This is a genomic window from Nocardioides lentus (assembly GCF_039529515.1).
GTDB lineage: Bacteria > Actinomycetota > Actinomycetes > Propionibacteriales > Nocardioidaceae > Nocardioides > Nocardioides lentus.
The window spans coordinates 77,122-95,067 of the sequence record NZ_BAAAMY010000005.1 but is presented as its reverse complement, the minus strand read 5'-3'; the positions used below and the strand labels follow the sequence as shown (position 1 = coordinate 95,067).

Here is a 17,946-nt window from a genome sequence, read left to right as displayed (position 1 = left end):
GCCCGGACGGCTCAGGCGCCGGTGGCCTTCTCGAGCGCGGCGAGCTCGTCGTCGAGGTGGGTGAGGAGGCGCTGGAGGCGGGGGACGGTCCGGCGGCAGCCGGTGACGCCGAAGCCCATCACCCCGTCGTAGGAGGTGCAGGTGATGTTGAGCGCCATCCCGTGGATCGGAATCGACAGCGGGTAGAGGCCCGAGAGCCGCGCGCCGTTGAAGTACTGCGTCTCCCGGGGACCGGGGACGTTGGAGATGATCACGTTGAACGGCGGACGCAGGATGTGGTGCATCCGCAGCGCCGGGGTGATGATCGCCGGCGCCAGGCCCACCGCGGTCATCGCGACGATCTGCGCCGGCGTCATCGACGACAGCGCCTGCTTGCCGTCGGCCATCGAGGTGTGCACCGACATCAGCCGGTCGGCCGGGTCGTCGAGGTGGGTGCCGAGCTGCACCATGACCGAGCCGACCGCGTTGCCGCCGTCCGAGCTGGCCTGGTGGACCTGCTTGGCGTTGAGGCCCACCGGCACCATCGCGACCAGCGGACGGTCCGGGAGCGCGTCGTTCTCGAGCAGGTAGGCGCGCAGCGCGCCGCTGCACATGGCGAGCACGACGTCGTTGAGGGTCGTGCCCGAGGCCGTGCCGATCGCCTTCATCCGCTCGATCGGCCAGTCCTGGGCGGCGAAGCGGCGCGAGCCGGTGATCTTCTGGTTGAAGATCGTGTGGGGGGCGTGCAGCGACACCGCCGAGGTGTCGTTGCGGATCCCGCGGACGAGGGTGCGGACGAGCGCGGAGGGCATCCCGGCCGCCTCGGCGCTGATCCCCAGCGCGGTGCGCAGCGCCTCGACGGGCACCTCGGCCAGGCTCGGCGCGGAGCGGCCCTCGAGCTCGCGGCTCGGCTTGCGGGGCGCGTTGGCCGCCGACCACGGCGCGGGCATGTCGCGCTGGTCGGGGTCGGTCGACAGCGTGCTCTGCACGAGCCGGCTGGCCGCGATGCCGTCGACCAGGGCGTGGTGCATCTTCGTGTGCAGCGCCATGCGCCCGTCCCGCAGGCCCTCGATGAGCGTCGCCTCCCACAGCGGGCGCTCGCGGGCGAGGCGGGTCGAGTGCAGGCGCGAGCAGAGCTCGAGCAGCTCCCGGACGCGTCCTGGCTTGGGGAGGCCGGAGTGGCGCACGTGGTAGTCGATGTCGAACAGCTCGTCGGTGGTCCACACCCACTGCCCCCCGGTCGCGGGGGAGCGGTAGGGCCGTCGCAGGAACAGCGGCGCGATCTCCTCGACCTCGCGCAGCGAGGCGTACATCTCCCGCGAGTACGACCGCCCCGCGCCCTCCGGCTTGTCGAAGAGCTGCAGCCCGCCGACGTGCATCGGCATCGCGCGGTTCTCCGCCATGAGGAACGCCAGCGAGGTGGGATCGAGCGGAGTGACCACAGGTGCTCCTGCCAAAGCGTGAGGGGACCTCCCATGATCCCGTGCGAGTGGTGGGAGTCACAAGGGCGTGTGACCCATCCGGTCAACACACGTTCACCCACCGGCCTCCCGCCGACCCCGCGGATCGGGCAGGGTGGGCGCGTCATCGTCCGTCCGTCTCGGGAGTCCCTCGATGTCCGTCCTCGCCTGCCCGCCCGCCCCGCGCCCCGCCGTACGGCGCCTGCGGGTGCCGCTCGTCCTCCTCGCCGCCCTCGCCGCGGTCCTCGCCGTCCTCGTCGCCGCGCCGGCACCCCCGGCCGCCGCCGAGACCTACTCCGCCCCCCTGCGCACCGCGGTGCGCGACCTGCCCGTCGCCACCGAGGTGCGCACGGGCTACAGCCGCGACCTGTTCCCCCACTGGGTCGACGCCGACGGCGACGGCTGCGACGCGCGCCGCGAGACCCTCCTGCAGGAGGCGGACGACGCCCCCACCGTCGGCTCCGGCTGCTCGCTGACCGGCGGCCGCTGGTTCTCCTACTACGACCGCGTCAGCGTGACCTCCGCGACCCAGGTCAGCGTCGACCACATGGTGCCGCTCGCCGAGGCCTGGGACTCGGGCGCGCGCTCGTGGACCGCGACGGAGCGCCGCGCGTTCGCCAACGACCTCGGCGACCGCCGGTCGCTCGTCGGCGTGACCGTCTCGGCGAACTCCTCCAAGTCCGACTCCGACCCCGCCGGGTGGCAGCCGACCTACGACAAGTGCCGCTACATCGCCGAGTTCACGGCGGTGAAGCTGCGCTGGCGGCTCAGCGTCGACAGCGCCGAGCGCAGCGCGCTGATCTCCCGGGCGGACAGCTGCGCCGACACCACGCTGACCGTGACCCGGGCCCGCTGAGGCCCGGACCCGCGGCCGCTCGCGCCACCCGTCGTCCCCAGGACGACGGGTGGCCGGGTGCTCCACAGACCCACCGTCGGGGGCCGTCGTCGGGGTCGGTCCGCTCCTAGCGTCCCTCACGTCGCCGGAGGAGCCGGTGACGTCGACGAGAGGACGCACCCATGCACATCCGACGGACCACCCTCGGTCTCGCGCTCGCCCTGACCACCTGCCTGCTCGGCGGCGCCGGGGCCGGGCTCGCCGGCGCGGCCGCGGCCGCGGGGCCCACCGCCGAGGGCACCTGGCGCGCGCCCGGCCACACGATCGTGCGCATCGGCGGCGACGCCGACCACGGCTTCACGATCCACCACAAGGACGGCACCGCCCTGCACCCGCCGACCCGCTCGGAGTCCGACGCCGAGTGCTCCGAGTACGACACCGCGATCGAGCGCGTGCGGTGCCGCACGGAGGTGCGGGTCTGGTACCGCGACCTCGCCGACATGAAGACGGCGATCGCCTGGGCGAAGTACTCCGCGCGACGCTGAGCGCCGCCCGCCCGGCCGTCGTCACCGTCGCGGACGGGCCCCGACCGGCGGGGTCTGGCACGATCGCGCCATGGAGCCGGAGCCGCTGGGACGGGCCCGCCGGTGGGGGCGGGGAGTGGGTCGGCGGGGCCGGTCCTCGGGCCGCGGCCGGGTGGACCGGTGGCGGGCGAAGGGCTGGCACATCGGCCAGTGCGCCATCGCGGCCGGCGTCGCGTGGTGGATCGCCGCCGACCTGCTCGGCAACCCCTCGCCCTTCTTCGCCCCGGCCGCGGCGGTCCTGAGCCTCGGCACGTCGTACGGCCAGCGGCTGCGCCGCGTCGTCGAGGTCGCGATCGGGGTGGCGGTGGGCGTGCTGGTCGGCGACCTGCTGGTCTCCGTCCTCGGCACCGGGGCCTGGCAGGTGGGGTTGATCGTGGCGCTCGCCATGTCGGCGGCGCTGCTGCTCGACGGCAGCCCGCTGCTGGTCAACCAGGCCGCCGTGCAGGCGATCATCGTCGCCACGCTGCTGCCCGCCGACGTGTCCGCCGGGTTCACCCGGTGGGTGGACGCGGTGGTGGGCGGCGGCGTGGCCCTGGTGGCGGCGACCGTCGTGCCCCGCACCCCGCTGCGCCGCCCCCGCGACCAGGCGGGGGCGGTGCTGCGCAAGATCGGCCGGCTGCTGCGCGCGGCGTCGGAGGGGATGGCCAGCGGGGCGACCGAGCGCTCGCTCGACCTGCTGTCCGACGCCCGGGCCACCGACCACCTCGTCGCCGAGCTGCGCACGGCGGCGGCCGAGGGGCTGGCGGTGACGGCGTCCTCGCCGTTCCGGGCGCGGCACCGGCCGGGCCTGCTGCGGCTTGCGGCGATGGTCGAGCCCATCGACCGGGCGCTGCGCAGCACGCGCGTGCTCGTGCGGCGGGTCGCGGTGAGCGCGCAGCGGGGGCGGGGCCTGCCGGACAGCTACGCCGAGGTCTGCGCCGAGCTCGCCGACGCGTGCGACGCCGCCGCGGCGTCCCTGCTCACCGACGGCACCCCGCTGCTGCTGCGCTCGCAGCTGCTGGAGATCGGCGCCGCCACCTCGCGGCTGGAGCGGACCGGCGACCTGTCGGCGGAGGTGGTGCTGGCGCAGATGCGGTCGGTGGTGGCCGACCTGCTCGTCCTCACCGGGATGGACCCGGTCGAGGCCACCGCCGCGATCCCCGTCATGCCCGACCCGTGAGCGGCAGGGTCGGACCGGGCGGGCCGGTGCTGCACGTCGACCTCGACGAGTTCGTCGCGGCCGTCGAGGTCCGGCGCCGCCCCGAGCTCGCCGGCCTGCCCGTCGTCGTCGGCGGTCGCGGCGACCCGACCGAGCGCGCGGTGGTCGCCACCGCGTCGTACGCCGCCCGCGAGCACGGGGTGCGCTCCGGGATGCCGCTGCGCGTCGCCGCGCGGCGGTGCCCGGACGCGGTCTTCCTGGCCAGCGACCGCACGGCGTACGACGCCGCCTCGGCGGAGGTCATGGGCGTGCTCCGCGACCTGACCTGGGCCGGCGACCCGGTGGTCCTCGAGGTGCTCGGCTGGGACGAGGCGTTCCTGGCGCCCTCACGGCGCGCGGTGGCGGCCGGGGAGACCGGCGACCCCGTGGCGTACGCCGACGGCGTCCGGCGGGCCGTGCTGGCGGCCACCGACCTGCACTGCTCGGTCGGGGTCGGCGACAACAGGCTCCAGGCCAAGCTCGCGGTCGAGCTGGGCAAGCCCCGTGGGGTGGGCGTGCTGCGCAGCGAGGACTGGTCGCGCGTCATGGGACCCCGGCCCACGGACGCGCTCTGGGGCGTGGGCACGGGCCTCGCCCGACGGCTCGCCGCGCTCGGGATCACCACCGTCGCCGACCTCGGCGCGGCCGACCCGCACCACCTCGCCGCCGAGCTCGGCCCCACCACCGGACCCTGGTTGCGCCGCACGGGCCGCGGCGTCGACACCTCGCCGGTCGACGACACGCCCCGGGTCGCGGTCGGCCACGGACGGGAGAGGACCTACCAGGTCGACCTGACCACCGCCGAGCAGGTGCACGGGGGGCTCGCGGACCTCGTCGCGCAGGCGCGGGACGACGTGCTGGCCGAGGGGCGCCCGGTGGTGCGCGTGGGCCTGAAGATCCGGTTCGCGCCCTTCACGACGTACACCCGGGTCCGCCGGCTGCCGGAGCCGACCACCGACCTCGACACCCTCGTCGCGGCGGCGGTCTCGCTGCTCGCGCGGGTCCCCGAGCGCCGGGACGACGGGTCCCGCCGGGCCGTCCGGCTGCTCGGCGTGCGCCTCGAGATGGCGCCTCTCGCGGACGCCTGAGGAGGCCGGCGGAGGGGTGCGACACCTCACCCGGGTCGGTGGCCGCGCGAGTTCGTCAGGGTGGTCCGGTCTCTGTCACGATTTCTCCATGCACGACCGGCTGGACCCGCAGGGCACGCGCACGCTGAACCTGACGCTCGACCTCTCCCTGCGGATCGGCGAGCTGCTGCTGTCGTCCGGCGCCGGCGCCGCCGACGTGACCGCCACGATGCAGTCGGTGGCGATCCACCTCGGGGTGCGCCAGCCCGAGATCGACGTGACCTTCACGTCGCTGCAGATGAGCACCCAGCCGGACCCGGGGGAGCCCCCGGTCGTGCAGATGCGCCAGGTCAAGCAGCGCGACATCGACTACGCCGACCTCACCGCGGTCGACGAGCTCGTCTCCGACGTGCTGCTGGACCGCGTCGACCTCGACGGCGCCCGCCAGCGGCTCGGGCGGATCACCTCCACCGGGCACAGCACCCGTCGCTGGGCGATCACGCTCGCCTCGGGCGTGATGTGCGCGGGGATCGCGGTGCAGCTCGGCGGTGACCTCGCCGTCGTGCTCAGCGCCTTCGTCGCCGCCATCGGCATCGACCGGATCCAGCTGGGCATGGCCCGGCGGCGGCTGCCCGGCTTCTACCAGCAGGTCGCGGGCGGCGGCTTCGCCGCGGTGCTCGCGATCGTCGCCGCCTCCCTGAGCGACGAGATCGACCCGTCGCTGGTCGTCACGGCCAACATCATCATGCTGCTGGCCGGCGTCGGCTTCATGGGCGCGATCCAGGACGCCCTGTCCGGCTTCTACATCACCGCCACCGCGCGGATCACCGAGGCGCTGCTGGCGACCGCGGGCATCATCGCCGGCGTCAGCGCGGGCATCACGGCCACCGAGGTGGTCGGCCTGGCGCCCGAGCGGCTGATCCCCGGCCGCACGTCGTTCGAGCAGCTGCTCGTCACCGCGCCCGGCGCCGCCGTGGCCGCGGCGGCCTTCGCGGTCGCCTGCTACGCGCCGTGGCGCGCGGTGGCGCCGGTCGGGCTGCTGGCGGGCCTGGCCTTCGTCACCAACCAGGTCGTGCTCGACGCGAGCGCGAGCCGGCCGCTCGGCGCCGGCATCGGCGCCTTCGTGGTCGGGCTCGCGGCCTTCGCGGTCGCGGGCCGGTTCCGGGTGCCGCCGCTGGTCGTCGTCGTGCCCGCCGTGGTGCCGCTGCTGCCGGGCCTGGCGATCTACCGCGGGCTGTCGCTGCTGACCGAGGGCGACGCCATGGTCTCGGTGGGGCTGCTGTCCATGGTCACGGCGGCGACCGTCGCGCTGGCCATCGCCTCGGCGGTGATCCTGGGGGAGTACATCGCCCAGCCGCTGCGGCGCGAGGCCCGACGCCTCGAGAGCCGGCTCTCCGGGCCCCGGCTGGTGGGCCCGTTCCGGGCCCGCGCCGTGCGCGCCGACTACGCGCCCGCCACCGACTGAGACCGCCCCCGGGGCCTCGGGCGGGCTCGCACGGGCCTCAGCCGGCCTGGACGCGCGCGAGCCACGACCGAGCGGTCCCGTCGTACGGCGGGAGGCCGGCGCGGACGGCGGCGAGGACCTGCTCGGAGGAGGTCAGCGCCGCGTCGACGACGGCGGGCGGGTAGCCCTGGGAGACCCGGTGGGCGGCGAACTCGTCCTCGTCGTCCACCCAGGTGCGTCCGGTCCAGCCGCGCACCACGTCGAGGTCGAGGTCGATCGCCTCCAGCAGCCCGCCGTCGAGGTCGGGCGGGGTGCTGACGTCGACGTAGACCGCCATCGGCGCCCCGGGGGAGCAGAAGGACGGCAGGCACCACGCGTCACCGACGAGGTGCACGCGCGCCGCCGCCTGCTCGTACGCCGCGCCCGGACGGGCGAAGCGGGTGCCGGCGGGGGTGCCGAGCCAGGTCCCGTGCTCGTCGTCACCCAGGACGACGGCGTCGAAGGCCCAGTGGGGCGTGCCGTCCCACTTCGACATCCGCACCCGCACCCGGTCCCGCGTCCGACCCCGCACGCCGCCATCCTGCCCCGTGGACCGGGACCGTCGTGCGCGGACCCCGCCCGGGACGGGCTCAGACCCGGCGGGCCGGCATCATCCGCTTCGTGAGGCGGGCGGTGACGTCCTGGTAGCGCGAGCCGACGGTCTTGGCGGCGTGGTGGATCGCGTGGGCGTCGAGCCCGACGAGCACGCGCGCCTTGTTGCGCAGGATCCCGCGCACGATGATCTCCGCCGCCCGGGAGGGCTCCATCTTGGCCAGCTTCTCCTCGAAGAGCCGGTCGATGGCCGCGGCGTCGCTGCCGAGGGTCTTGCGGCCGTTGCGCGAGATGCCGGTCCGGATGCCGCCGGGGTGCACGCAGGAGACGCCGACGGGGGCCTCCGAGACGAGCATCTCCTCGCGGATGGCCTCGGTGAAGCCGCGCACGGCGTACTTCGAGGCGTTGTAGCCGGACTGGCCCGGCACGCTGATCAGCCCGAACAGCGAGGAGATGTTGACCAGGTGGCCGTCGCCGGAGGCGATGAGGTCGCCCAGGAACTCGCGGGTGCCGGTGATGACGCCGTCGAGGTTGATCGACATGATCCAGTCGAACTCCTCGACGGTGGTGTCGAGGAAGTCGCCGGTCATGGTGACGCCGGCGTTGTTGACGACCACGTTGACGCGCCCGAAGTGCTCCCGCACGGCCTGCGCGTACGCCGCGAACGCCTCGCGGTCGGAGACGTCGAGGCGCGCGGAGTGCACGAGCGGCGACCCGGCGGCCTTGACGAGCTCGACGGTCTCGGCGAGCCCGGCCTCGTTGACGTCGGACACGGCGACGAGCGCCCCGTGCCCGGCGACCTCGACGGCGAGCGCGCGGCCGATGCCGGAGCCGGCGCCGGTCACGACGACGACCTTGTCGGTGAGCGTCTTCATGCGGGGATCTCCTCGGGGGTGGTGGTGGCGCCGTCGGTGTCGGCGCGCGGGCCCTGGACGTCGTACGCGGCGACGTCGAAGGCGGCGGTCTGGCGGCGGAAGGTGAAGGTGGCGCGGGGCCACAGGGTGGTGTTGTTGCCGTGCTCGTCGAGGTACCAGCTGGCGCAGCCGCCGGCCGACCACACGGTGCCCTCCATCCGCTCCTGCACGTCGTCGGTCCAGCGCTGCTGGGCGGCGGCGCTCGGCTCGAGCGCGGCGTAGCGGTCGCGCCGCATGGTGGCGATCGCGTCGGTCACGTAGGCGACCTGCGACTCGATCATGAAGACCATCGAGCTGTGGCCCAGCCCGACGTTGGGCCCGACGATCTGGAAGTAGTTGGGGAAGCCGTGGACCGTCGTGCCCTTGTAGGCCGACATGCCCTGCCGGGCCCACGTCTCGCCGAGGCTGCGGCCGCCGCGGCCGTGGATGCGGTGCGCGATCGGCTGGTCGGTGGTGTGGAAGCCGGTCGCGACGACGAGCACGTCGATCTCGCGCTCGGTGCCGTCGGCGGTGACGACGCCCGTCGGGGTGACCCGCGCGATGCGGTCGGTCACGAGCTCGACGTGGTCGGCGGCCAGCGCGGGGTAGTAGGCGTTGGAGATGAGGATCCGCTTGCACCCGATGCGGTAGTCCGGGGTGACCTTGGCCCGGAGCTCCGGGTCGCTGATCGCGCGCCGGATGTTGGCCAGCGCCAGCGCCTTGGCGGGCGCGGCGAGCCGCGGCTCCTTGGTGAAGGCCGGCACGTAGCACTCGCGGCCCCAGTAGATCGCGGTGCGGTAGAGCCGCTGGAGGCCCGGCAGGTGGTGGAAGGCGAAGCGCTCGACGGCGGTGTAGGTGCGGTCGTTGCGCGGGATCACCCACGGCGCGGTCCGCTGGTAGACGTCGAGGTGGCCCGCGACCTTCGCCAGCTCCGGCACGATCTGGATCGCCGAGGCGCCGGTGCCGATGACCGCCACGCGCTTGCCGGTCAGGTCGACGCCGCTGTCCCAGCGGGCGGAGTGGAACGTCGCGCCGGCGAACTCCTCGATGCCCTCGATGTCGGGCAGCTGCGGCTCGGAGAGCCCGCCCGCACCGGAGACCAGCGTGGTCGCCGTGTAGTCGCCGTCGCTGGTGCGCACGGCCCAGTGCTGCTCGGCCTCGCGCCACGTCGCCTCGAGGAGCTCCACGCCGAAGCGGAAGCGGTCGAGCGTGCCGGACTCCCGCGCCACCCGCTGGATGTAGGCCTGGATCTCCGGCTGCGGGGAGAAGGACATGGACCAGTCGGGGTTGGGCGCGAACGAGTACGAGTACAGCTGGCTCGGCACGTCGCAGGCGGCCCCGGGGTAGGTGTTGTCGCGCCAGGTGCCGCCGACGTCGCCGCCCTTCTCGATGACGAGGAAGTCGTGCTCCCCGCCCTCGTCGAGCTTGATCGCGGCCGCGAGGCCGGCGAAGCCGGCGCCGACAACGAGGTGGTCCACGTGCTGGGTCATGTACCCGACGGTAACTTCGTTGTTGAACGAGCGTCAACAGGTAGGGTGACGATGTGTCCACGACCACGCCGCGCTCGCGTCTGGCGCCCGACGAGCGTCGTACGCAGCTGCTGGACCTGGGCGTCCGGCTCCTCGCGACGCGCTCGGTCGAGGAGCTCTCGGTCGAGCTGCTGGCCGAGGAGGCCGGCATCTCCCGCGGGCTGCTCTACCACTACTTCGGCGGCAAGCACGCCTTCCACGAGGCCGTCGTACGACGGGCCGCGGACGAGCTGATCGCCCGCACCGCCCCGCCGCCCGCCGGGGACCCGGTCGAGCGGCTGCTGATCTCGATGGCCGCCTACGTCGACTACGTCGTCGAGAACTACGAGGGCTACCTCTCGCTGGTGAAGGGCGCCTCGAGCGGCAACGCCGCGCTCCGCTCCATCCACGACGAGGTCCGCCGCGCGCTCACCGACCGGATCTTCGACGAGGACCAGTCCGGCCTGGTGCCCGACACCCCCGGCACCCGCCTCGTGGTCCGGGGCTGGTCGGCGATGGTCGAGGAGGCCGCCCTGACCTGGGCCGCGGGCGACGACGGCATCCCCCGCGACGCCCTCGTCGTCAGCCTCGCGCAGTCGCTGCAGGCCCTGGTCGACGTCGCCCCCTGAGCGAGTCGGCCCGGATGCGCACGGCCTCCGACCGGCGGGCCGGCGCCGGAGGACCTCGCCGCGCTCCCGCTCGGGCCCCGTCGGCGCTCGTTGCGGTGCGCATCCGGGCCGACGCGACGACGCCCCCCGACCCGGGCGGGTCGGGGGGCGTCGTGGTCGAGCGGGGAGCGTGCCGGGCGGAGGTCAGCCCTGGACGACGTCGACGAGCTGGTCGAGGCCCCAGGAGAGGTCCTCGGCGGTGACGACCAGCGGGGGAGCGAGGCGGATCGTGGAGCCGTGGGTGTCCTTGGCCAGGACGCCGCGCTCCATCAGGGCCTCGCAGACCGCGCGACCGGTGCCGACGGCCGGGTCGATGTCGACGCCCGCCCACAGCCCACGGGAGCGGACGGCGTGGACGCCGTGGCCGACGAGCGCCTCCAGGCGCTCGCGCATCAGCTCGCCCAGCTCCAGCGCGCGCGCCTGGAGGTCGCCGCCCGAGAGCAGGGAGACGACCTCGCGGCCCACGGCGCAGGCCAGCGGGTTGCCGCCGAAGGTCGAGCCGTGCTGGCCGGGGCGGAGCACGCCGAGGACGTCGCGGTCCGCGACGACGGCGGAGACCGGCACGATGCCGCCGCCGAGGGCCTTGCCGAGGATGTACACGTCGGGGACGACGTCCTCGTGGTCGCAGGCGAAGGTCCGGCCGGTCCGGCCGAGGCCGGCCTGGATCTCGTCGGCCATGAAGAGCACGTCGTTGGCGGTGCAGGTCTCGCGGACGGCGCGCAGGTAGCCGTCCGGCGGGATCAGCACGCCGGCCTCGCCCTGGATGGGCTCGATCATCACGGCGACCGTGGTCTCGTCGATGGCCGCGGCCAGCGCCTCGGCGTCGCCGTAGGGCACGTGGACGAAGCCGGGCGCGAACGGACCGAACCCGTTGCGCGCGTCGGGGTCGTCGGAGAAGCCCACGACGGTCGTCGTGCGGCCGTGGAAGTTGCCGTGGGCCACGATGATCGTGGCCTGGTCGTCGGCGACGCCCTTGACCTGGTAGCCCCACTTGCGGGCGACCTTGATCGCCGTCTCGACGGCCTCCGCGCCGGTGTTCATCGGCAGCACGAGGTCCTTGCCGGCGAGGTCGCCGAGCTCGGCGCAGAAGGCGCCGAACTGGTCGTGCACGAAGGCGCGGCTGGTCAGCGTGAGCCGGTCGAGCTGGGTGTGCGCGGCGCGCAGCAGCGCGGGGTGCCCGTGACCGAAGTTGAGCGCCGAGTAGCCCGCCAGCAGGTCGAGGAACCGGCGGCCGTCGACGTCGGTCATCCAGGCGCCCTCGGCGTGCTCCACGACCACCGGCAGGGGGTGGTAGTTGTGCGCGGTCCGGGAGTCGGCCAGGGCGGCCAGCTCGGGGGCGCGCAGTGCGCTGGCGACAGGGGTGGTGGTCATGTCTCGCCTCCTTCGGCGTCCGAGGGCCGAGGTGTCTCGACAGAGGATTGTCAGACAATGCAACGGCCTGCTCCCACGGTAACGCGAGATCCGTCGTACGCCGCATCGTCGGGCGGGCTCGACCCGGTGCGGCAGGATGGTGCCGCTGTGCACATCCACTTCCCGCCCGAGCTGCCCGTCAGCGGCCGCCGCGACGACATCTCCGCCGCGATCCGCGACCACCAGGTCGTCGTCGTCGCCGGCGAGACCGGCTCGGGCAAGACGACCCAGCTGCCGAAGATCTGCCTCGAGCTCGGCCGCGGCCGCGGGGGCCGCGACGGCGGCCTGATCGGCCACACCCAGCCCCGCCGGATCGCCGCGCGCAGCGTCGCCGAGCGCATCGGCAGCGAGCTCGGCACGGGCCTGGGCGACGACAGCCCGGTCGGCTACCAGGTGCGCTTCACCGACCGCACCTCGCGCGCCACGCGGGTCAAGCTGATGACCGACGGCATCCTGCTCGCCGAGCTGCAGCGCGACCGGCTGCTGCGCCGCTACGACACCCTCATCATCGACGAGGCCCACGAGCGCAGCCTCAACATCGACTTCCTGCTCGGCTACCTCAAGCAGCTCCTGCCGCGGCGCCCCGACCTCAAGATCGTCATCACCTCGGCCACGATCGACCCGCAGCGCTTCGCCGAGCACTTCGCCGAGCCCGACGGCACGCCGGCGCCGATCATCGAGGTCTCCGGGCGCACCTTCCCCGTCGAGGTCCGCTACCGCCCGCTCCTCGTCCTCCCCGACGACTCCGACGGCCCCGACGGCCCCGACGGCCCCGACGGCTCCGTCGCCCCCGCCCGGTCCGAGACGCTCGACGAGGAGGACGAGCCCGTCCAGCGCGACCAGACCGAGGCCGTCGTCGACGCCGTGCGCGAGCTGTCGACCGAGGGCCCCGGCGACGTGCTGGTCTTCCTGCCCGGGGAGCGCGAGATCCGCGACACCGCCGACGCCCTCACCGAGGCGTACGGCGACTCGCGCGGCGTGAGCCGGCTCGAGGTGCTGCCGCTGTACTCCCGGCTCTCCGCGGCCGAGCAGCACCGCGTCTTCTCCCCGCCGACCAGCAACGTCGTGCGCCGGGTGGTCCTGGCCACCAACGTCGCCGAGACCTCCCTGACCGTGCCCGGCATCCGCTACGTCGTGGACACCGGCGTCGCGCGCATCAGCCGCTACTCGGCGCGCACCAAGGTGCAGCGGCTCCCGGTCGAGCCGATCAGCCAGGCCTCCGCGCGCCAGCGCTCGGGCCGCTGCGGCCGCGTCGAGGCGGGCATCGCGATCCGGCTGTACTCCGAGGAGGACCACGACTCCCGCCCGGAGTTCACCGACCCCGAGATCCTGCGCACCAACCTCGCCAGCGTCGTGCTGCAGATGGCGGCCCTGGGCCTGGGCGAGCTCGCGGACTTCCCCTTCGTCGAGCCGCCGGAGAACCGCGACGTCACCGCGGGCGTGCAGCTGCTCGAGGAGCTGGGCGCGATCCGCGGGGAGCGCGGCCGGCGGCGGCTGACCGGGCTCGGCCGCAAGCTCGCCCGGTTGCCCGTCGACCCCCGGATCGGGCGGATGGTGCTCGAGGCGGAGCGCCTGGACTGCGTCCGCGACGTCCTCGTGATCGCCGCCGCGCTCTCGCTGCAGGACCCCCGCGAGCGCCCGCTGGAGCAGCGCGCACAGGCCGACCAGCTGCACGCGCGGTTCCGCTCCGAGACCTCCGACTTCCTGTCGTGGCTGGCGCTGTGGCGCTACCTGCGCGCCCAGCAGCGCGAGCTGTCCTCCAGCGCCTTCCGCCGGATGTGCCGGCGTGAGCACCTCAACTACCTGCGGGTGCGGGAGTGGCAGGACTTCGAGTCCCAGCTGCGCCAGGTCACCAAGGAGATGGACGTCCGCCTCGGCCCGCCGCCCGGGCCCGACGACGAGCCGGACGCCGACGCCGTGCACCAGGCGCTGCTGTCCGGCCTGCTCAGCCAGGTCGGCCTGCTCGAGGAGCGCGAGAAGGAGAGGCCCGGCGCCGGCAAGGAGCGGCGCCGCGGACCCCGCGAGTATCTCGGCGCCCGCGGCGCGCGGTTCGCGATCTTCCCCGGCAGCGGGCTGGGGCGCCGCAACCCGCCGTTCGTGATGGCGGGCGAGCTGGTCGAGACCGGGCGTCTGTGGGGCCGCCAGGTGGCCGCGATCCAGCCCGAGTGGGCCGAGCGCCTCGGCGCGCACCTCGTGCGGCGTACCTACTCCGAGCCCCACTGGTCCAAGCGCCGCGGCTCGGTCGTGGCGCGCGAGCGGGTCACCCTGTACGGCGTGCCGCTGGTCGCCGACCGACTGGTCGGCTTCGGCACGATCGACCCCGTGCTGTCGCGGGAGCTCTTCATCCGCCACGCCCTCGTGTACGGCGAGTGGCACAGCCGCCACCGCTTCCTCGCCGAGAACGCCCGGCTGCTCGCCGAGGCCGAGGAGCTCGAGCACCGCGCCCGGCGGCGCGGCATCGTCGTCGACGAGCACACCCTGTTCGACTTCTACGACGCCCGCGTGGGCGCCGAGGTCGTCTCCGGGCCGCACTTCGACACGTGGTGGAAGGCGGAGCGGCGCTCCCGGCCGGACCTGCTCACCTTCGACCCGGCGATGCTCACCCACGACGGCGCGGAGGTCGGGGCGGAGGACTTCCCCGACGCCTGGGCCGCGCCGGCCGACGGCTCCGGCGCCGACGGGCTGACCTTCGACCTGCGCTACCACTTCGAGCCGGGCGCCCCCGACGACGGCGTCACCGTCGACGTGCCCGTGGCCACCCTGAACCGGGTCTCGGACGAGGACTTCTCCTGGCACGTCCCGGGCCTGCGGCACGAGCTGGTGACCAGCCTGATCCGCAGCCTGCCGAAGGCGCTGCGGGTCAACTTCGTGCCCGCGCCGCAGCGCGCGGCGGAGTTCCTCGACGCCGTCCCCGCCGGCCACGAGCCCCTGCTCGACGCCCTGGAGCGCCACCTGCGCGCGACCACCGGGGTGCACGTGCCGCGCGAGGCCTGGGACTGGGCGAAGGTGCCCGACCACCTGCGTCCCACCTTCCGCGTCCTGGACGCCGAGGGCACCGAGGCGGCCCGGGGCAAGGACCTCGAGGCGCTGAAGGCCCCGCTGCGCGGCGAGTTCGCGCAGGCCGTCACCGAGGCCGCCGACGAGCTCACCGTGACCGGGCAGACCCGCTGGACCTTCGGCGAGGTGCCCGCCTCCGGGACCTGGACCCGCGGCGGCCACGAGGTGCAGGCCTTCCCCGGCCTGACCGACGAGGGCACGAGCGTCGGGCTCGGGGTGTTCGGCACGGCCGACGAGGCCGCGGCCCGCCACCGGCTCGGCGTACGGCGGCTCCTCGCGCTGGCGGTGCCGGCCCCGACCAGGGCGGTGCTCGACGGCCTGACGACCGCGCAGAAGCTCGGCCTCGCGGCCACGCCGTACCCGAGCGCGGCGGCGCTGCTCGACGACCTGTCGCTGGCGGTGCTGACCGACGCCGTCGACGCGGCCGGGGAGGTGCGCGACGAGGCGGCCTACGCGGCCCTCGAGGCCGCGGCCCGCGCCGGGCACCGCGAGCGCGTCACCGCGGCGCTGGGCGACGTGATGGTGGTGCTCGAGCGGTGGCGGCAGGCCCAGAAGGCGCTGGGCGGGCGCGCCGAGATGGCGCAGCTGCCGGCGCTGACCGACATGCGCGACCAGCTCGCGGCGCTCGTCGGGCCGGGCTTCCTCGCCGAGGCCGGGGCCGCCCGCCTGCGACGGATCGCGGTCCACCTCTCCGCGCTGCTGCTGCGCCGCGAGCGGCTGGACGGCCACCTCGCGGAGGACCGCGCGCTGATGGCCCAGGTGAGCCCCGTGGTGGACGCCTGGCGCCACCGTGTGGAGGCGCTGCCCGAGGGGCGGCCCCCGGGCGCCGACCTGCGCCGCGCGCGCTGGCTGCTCGAGGAGCTGCGGGTCTCGCTGTGGGCGCAGCGCCTCGGCACCGCGGAGAAGGTCTCGGACGCGCGGATCCGCAAGCTGCTGGGCTGAGGTCCGGGGCGGTCGCGGCGGCGTCCTGGGGCCGGGGTGGTGAGATGGGCGGGTGTCCGAGGCAGGGAAGAGCGAGCGTGGCCACCACCGCCCCGTGCGACCGGGCGGCGACTTCTTCGAGGCCCAGGAGGGTGGCGCGGACCCGGCCGTCCTCGCCGAGGCCGCCGAGGTCGCCGCGACGCTGATGGTCCGGGGCGTGCGGGGCAGCCACGACGAAGAGCTCGTCGACCGGGTCCTGCACCTCGCCGACACCGAGGGCCTCGACGCGCTCGCCGTCGTCTGGTCCGCCTCGCCCGCCGACTCGCTGGCGGGTTGCCTGTGGCGCCTCTACCTCCTCCGCTCCTGGGTGTACGCCGACCCGACGACGGTGGCCGCCGAGTACGACGCCGGGCGCCGGGCGCAGGTCGCGCGCGTGGTCGCGGGCGTCGCGGAGCCGCCCGGGCCCGACGAGCTGCGGGCGATGGTGGACGAGGTGCTGCGCGGGATCGCGAGCAGCGACTTCGCCGACGTGCTGCTGCGCGCGGCGGCGTTCGCCCGGGTCGTCGCGACCGGCCGTGCGGAGCTCGGCGTGGCACCGGCCGCCCAGGCGGCGCGGATGCTGCTGCTCTCGGAGCAGCTCGAGGCCGCCGGCCACACCGAGCTGCGGGCCGGGCTCGCGTAGGCGCCCGCCCCGGCTGTAAAATCGGGAGCAGGACGGCACGCCGGGCCGCGGCAGCCCCGGGTCCCAACTGAAGCCGCTACGAGCGGCCACGCGCCGTGAGGCGCTCCCGGTCCGGTGTGTCGTCCGTCTCCCGCCGTCGCGCCCGGCGCACGCCCGTGGGCTGGATAGGGTGGCGGCTCGCGGGCCGCCCGGAGCCGCGGGAGCCGAGCACAGGAGGTCGCGGGTGCGCACGCGTGGTGGACTGGCGGCGATCTGCCTGGCGCTGGTCGTGGGCACGACGGCCGCCTGCACGTCGTCCGAGGACCCCGAGCCGACCCCCGAGCCGACCGGCGAGCCCGTCCGGCTGAGCTTCGGCACCACCGGCTCCGACGCCGAGGCCGGGGCCTGGGACCGGGTCGCCGCCGACTTCGACGGCGGGGACGACGTCACCGTCGACACCGTCCGGCTGCCCGAGGAGGTCGGCGCGCTCGAGGCGCAGGCCGACGCGGGCAACCTGCCCGACGTGTTCCTCGCCGACCGCTCCGACCTCGCCTGGCTCGTCGAGAACGAGGCCGTCCAGCCGGTCGACGAGCTGCTCGACGAGCGCGGGGTGGACTTCGGCGACCGCTACTCCCGCGACGCCCTCCAGGCCTTCAGCAGCGACAACGCGCTGCAGTGCATGCCGGTCGGGATCTCCCCGATGGTCGTCTACTACAACACCGACCTGATCGACTTCGACCGGATGCGTGCCCGCGGGCTCGACGCCCCCGCCTCCACGAACGGGTGGACGCTCGGGTCCTTCGCGGCCGCCGCCGAGTTCGCCACCCGCCCGGGCCGCGGCACCCGCGGCCTCCACATCGACCCGACGCTGCGCGGCTTCGCGCCGCTGGTCTACTCCGCCGGCGGCCAGGTCTTCGACGACGAGGTCGAGCCCAGCTCGCTGTCGTTCTCCTCCGACGAGACCCGCTCGGCGCTGGAGACGTTCCTGCCGCTGCTGCGCAACCGCCCCCTGAACCTCACCGCCGACCAGCTCGAGCGCCGCAGTGCGCTGGAGTGGTTCGAGCGCGGCCGCGTCGGCATGATCGCCGGCACGCGCGAGCTGGTGCCCGAGCTGCGCCGCGTCGACGGCCTGCGGTTCGACGTCATGCCGATGCCCTTCCTCGGCGACGACGCCACGGTCGGCGACGTGACCGGCCTGTGCCTGTCGGCGGAGACGAAGGACCCGGCCGTCGCGGCCGACTTCCTCGTCCACGCCCTCTCGGCGGAGTCGATCGGCCGGGTGACCCGGGTCGGCGAGCTGGTGCCCGCGGACCTGGAGGTGTCGGTCTCCGACGACTTCGTCCAGCCGGCCCGCCAGCCGCGGAACCCCCAGGTCTTCACCGAGTCGATCCGCGACATCCGGCTCGCCCCGCTCCTCGACACCGACGGTGCGCTGTCGGACGCCGCCGCGCCGTTCCTCGCCGAGATGGTCGACGAGCCCGTGCTCGCGCCCGAGGACCTCGAGGTCCTCGGCGCGGAGATCGACCTCGCCTCCCGCGAGGTCCTCAGCCCGGACGACATCGACCTCGACGGCACGCCCGACGACGAGGACGACGACGTCGACCCCGGCCTGCTGCCCTCCGAGGAGCCCGACGAGGACGACCCCGGTCTCGGCTGACCCGACGGTCCGGCCCGTGAGCTCGCGCCGGCTC

General features: G+C 74.8%; 14 protein-coding genes. 9 read left to right on the top strand and 5 right to left on the bottom strand.

Features of this window, described 5'->3' with window-relative positions; translation table 11 throughout:
* Nucleotides 1-11 precede the first annotated feature (11 nt).
* Nucleotides 12-1,421, bottom strand: coding sequence for a WS/DGAT/MGAT family O-acyltransferase (locus ABD158_RS11325; RefSeq protein ID WP_344007199.1), 1,410 nt, complete (start codon nt 1,419-1,421; stop codon nt 12-14).
* A 172-nt stretch (nt 1,422-1,593) separates the two neighbouring features.
* Between ABD158_RS11325 and ABD158_RS11320 the strand changes: the two genes are divergently transcribed.
* The 5 genes from ABD158_RS11320 to ABD158_RS11300 all read left to right on the top strand — a co-directional run bounded on the left by ABD158_RS11320 (nt 1,594) and on the right by ABD158_RS11300 (nt 6,567).
* Entirely contained in the window at nt 1,594-2,295 is a 702-nt protein-coding gene (locus tag ABD158_RS11320; protein WP_344007197.1) for an HNH endonuclease family protein, read from the top strand.
* Between the two features lie 161 nt (nt 2,296-2,456).
* Nucleotides 2,457-2,819 carry a hypothetical protein gene (locus ABD158_RS11315; protein ID WP_344007195.1) on the top strand — a complete coding sequence of 121 codons (363 nt, stop codon included), beginning with the start codon at nt 2,457-2,459 and terminating at the stop codon, nt 2,817-2,819.
* 70 nt (nt 2,820-2,889) lie between these two features.
* A complete protein-coding gene (locus ABD158_RS11310) occupies nt 2,890-4,017 on the top strand; it encodes an FUSC family protein (RefSeq protein WP_344007193.1) in 1,128 nt (375 codons plus the stop codon).
* Nucleotides 4,014-5,123 carry a DNA polymerase IV gene (locus tag ABD158_RS11305; RefSeq protein ID WP_344007192.1) on the top strand — a complete coding sequence of 370 codons (1,110 nt, stop codon included), beginning with the start codon at nt 4,014-4,016 and terminating at the stop codon, nt 5,121-5,123. The genes ABD158_RS11310 and ABD158_RS11305 overlap by 4 nt, the downstream gene beginning before the upstream one ends.
* Before the next feature lie 88 nt (nt 5,124-5,211).
* Nucleotides 5,212-6,567, top strand: coding sequence for a threonine/serine exporter family protein (locus tag ABD158_RS11300; protein ID WP_344007190.1), 1,356 nt, complete (start codon nt 5,212-5,214; stop codon nt 6,565-6,567).
* 37 nt (nt 6,568-6,604) lie between these two features.
* Here the strand turns inward: ABD158_RS11300 and ABD158_RS11295 are convergent, their stop codons facing one another.
* Genes ABD158_RS11295 through ABD158_RS11285 form a run of 3 tightly spaced genes read right to left on the bottom strand, consistent with a single transcriptional unit; the run spans nt 6,605 to nt 9,520 of the window.
* The gene (locus ABD158_RS11295; protein ID WP_344007188.1) at nt 6,605-7,117 is read right to left on the bottom strand and encodes a DUF402 domain-containing protein; all 513 of its coding nucleotides are present in this window, start codon (nt 7,115-7,117) and stop codon (nt 6,605-6,607) included.
* Between the two features lie 58 nt (nt 7,118-7,175).
* Nucleotides 7,176-8,012, bottom strand: a complete 837-nt coding sequence (locus ABD158_RS11290; protein ID WP_344007186.1) for an SDR family NAD(P)-dependent oxidoreductase — start codon at nt 8,010-8,012, stop codon at nt 7,176-7,178.
* Entirely contained in the window at nt 8,009-9,520 is a 1,512-nt protein-coding gene (locus ABD158_RS11285; protein WP_344007184.1) for a flavin-containing monooxygenase, read from the bottom strand. The genes ABD158_RS11290 and ABD158_RS11285 overlap by 4 nt, the downstream gene beginning before the upstream one ends.
* A gap of 53 nt (nt 9,521-9,573) precedes the next feature.
* Here ABD158_RS11285 and ABD158_RS11280 point away from each other — a divergent pair, with 53 nt between their 5' ends.
* Nucleotides 9,574-10,167 (top strand): TetR/AcrR family transcriptional regulator, encoded by a 594-nt coding sequence (locus tag ABD158_RS11280; RefSeq protein ID WP_344007183.1) that lies wholly within the window; start codon nt 9,574-9,576, stop codon nt 10,165-10,167.
* Nucleotides 10,168-10,350: 183 nt separating this feature from the next.
* Here the strand turns inward: ABD158_RS11280 and rocD are convergent, their stop codons facing one another.
* Nucleotides 10,351-11,577, bottom strand: coding sequence for an ornithine--oxo-acid transaminase (gene rocD / locus ABD158_RS11275; protein ID WP_344007181.1), 1,227 nt, complete (start codon nt 11,575-11,577; stop codon nt 10,351-10,353).
* A 147-nt stretch (nt 11,578-11,724) separates the two neighbouring features.
* Here rocD and hrpA point away from each other — a divergent pair, with 147 nt between their 5' ends.
* The 3 genes from hrpA (at nt 11,725) to ABD158_RS11260 (ending at nt 17,912) form a co-directional block, all read left to right on the top strand.
* A complete protein-coding gene (hrpA, locus tag ABD158_RS11270; protein WP_344007179.1) occupies nt 11,725-15,615 on the top strand; it encodes an ATP-dependent RNA helicase HrpA in 3,891 nt (1,296 codons plus the stop codon).
* A 52-nt stretch (nt 15,616-15,667) separates the two neighbouring features.
* Entirely contained in the window at nt 15,668-16,276 is a 609-nt protein-coding gene (locus tag ABD158_RS11265; protein ID WP_344007177.1) for a hypothetical protein, read from the top strand.
* Between the two features lie 223 nt (nt 16,277-16,499).
* Complete coding sequence (locus ABD158_RS11260; protein ID WP_344007175.1) at nt 16,500-17,912, top strand: ABC transporter substrate-binding protein; 1,413 nt, start codon at nt 16,500-16,502, stop codon at nt 17,910-17,912.
* Nucleotides 17,913-17,946 lie beyond the last annotated feature (34 nt).

Coding starts and splice junctions, on each gene's coding strand:
- ABD158_RS11315 (WP_344007195.1), top strand. CDS start 2,457: ATGCACATCCGACGGACCACCCTCGGTCTCGCGCTCGCCCTGACCACC.
- ABD158_RS11285 (WP_344007184.1), bottom strand. CDS start 9,520: ATGACCCAGCACGTGGACCACCTCGTTGTCGGCGCCGGCTTCGCCGGC.
- ABD158_RS11320 (WP_344007197.1), top strand. CDS start 1,594: ATGTCCGTCCTCGCCTGCCCGCCCGCCCCGCGCCCCGCCGTACGGCGC.
- ABD158_RS11300 (WP_344007190.1), top strand. CDS start 5,212: ATGCACGACCGGCTGGACCCGCAGGGCACGCGCACGCTGAACCTGACG.
- ABD158_RS11290 (WP_344007186.1), bottom strand. CDS start 8,012: ATGAAGACGCTCACCGACAAGGTCGTCGTCGTGACCGGCGCCGGCTCC.
- ABD158_RS11310 (WP_344007193.1), top strand. CDS start 2,890: ATGGAGCCGGAGCCGCTGGGACGGGCCCGCCGGTGGGGGCGGGGAGTG.
- rocD (WP_344007181.1), bottom strand. CDS start 11,577: ATGACCACCACCCCTGTCGCCAGCGCACTGCGCGCCCCCGAGCTGGCC.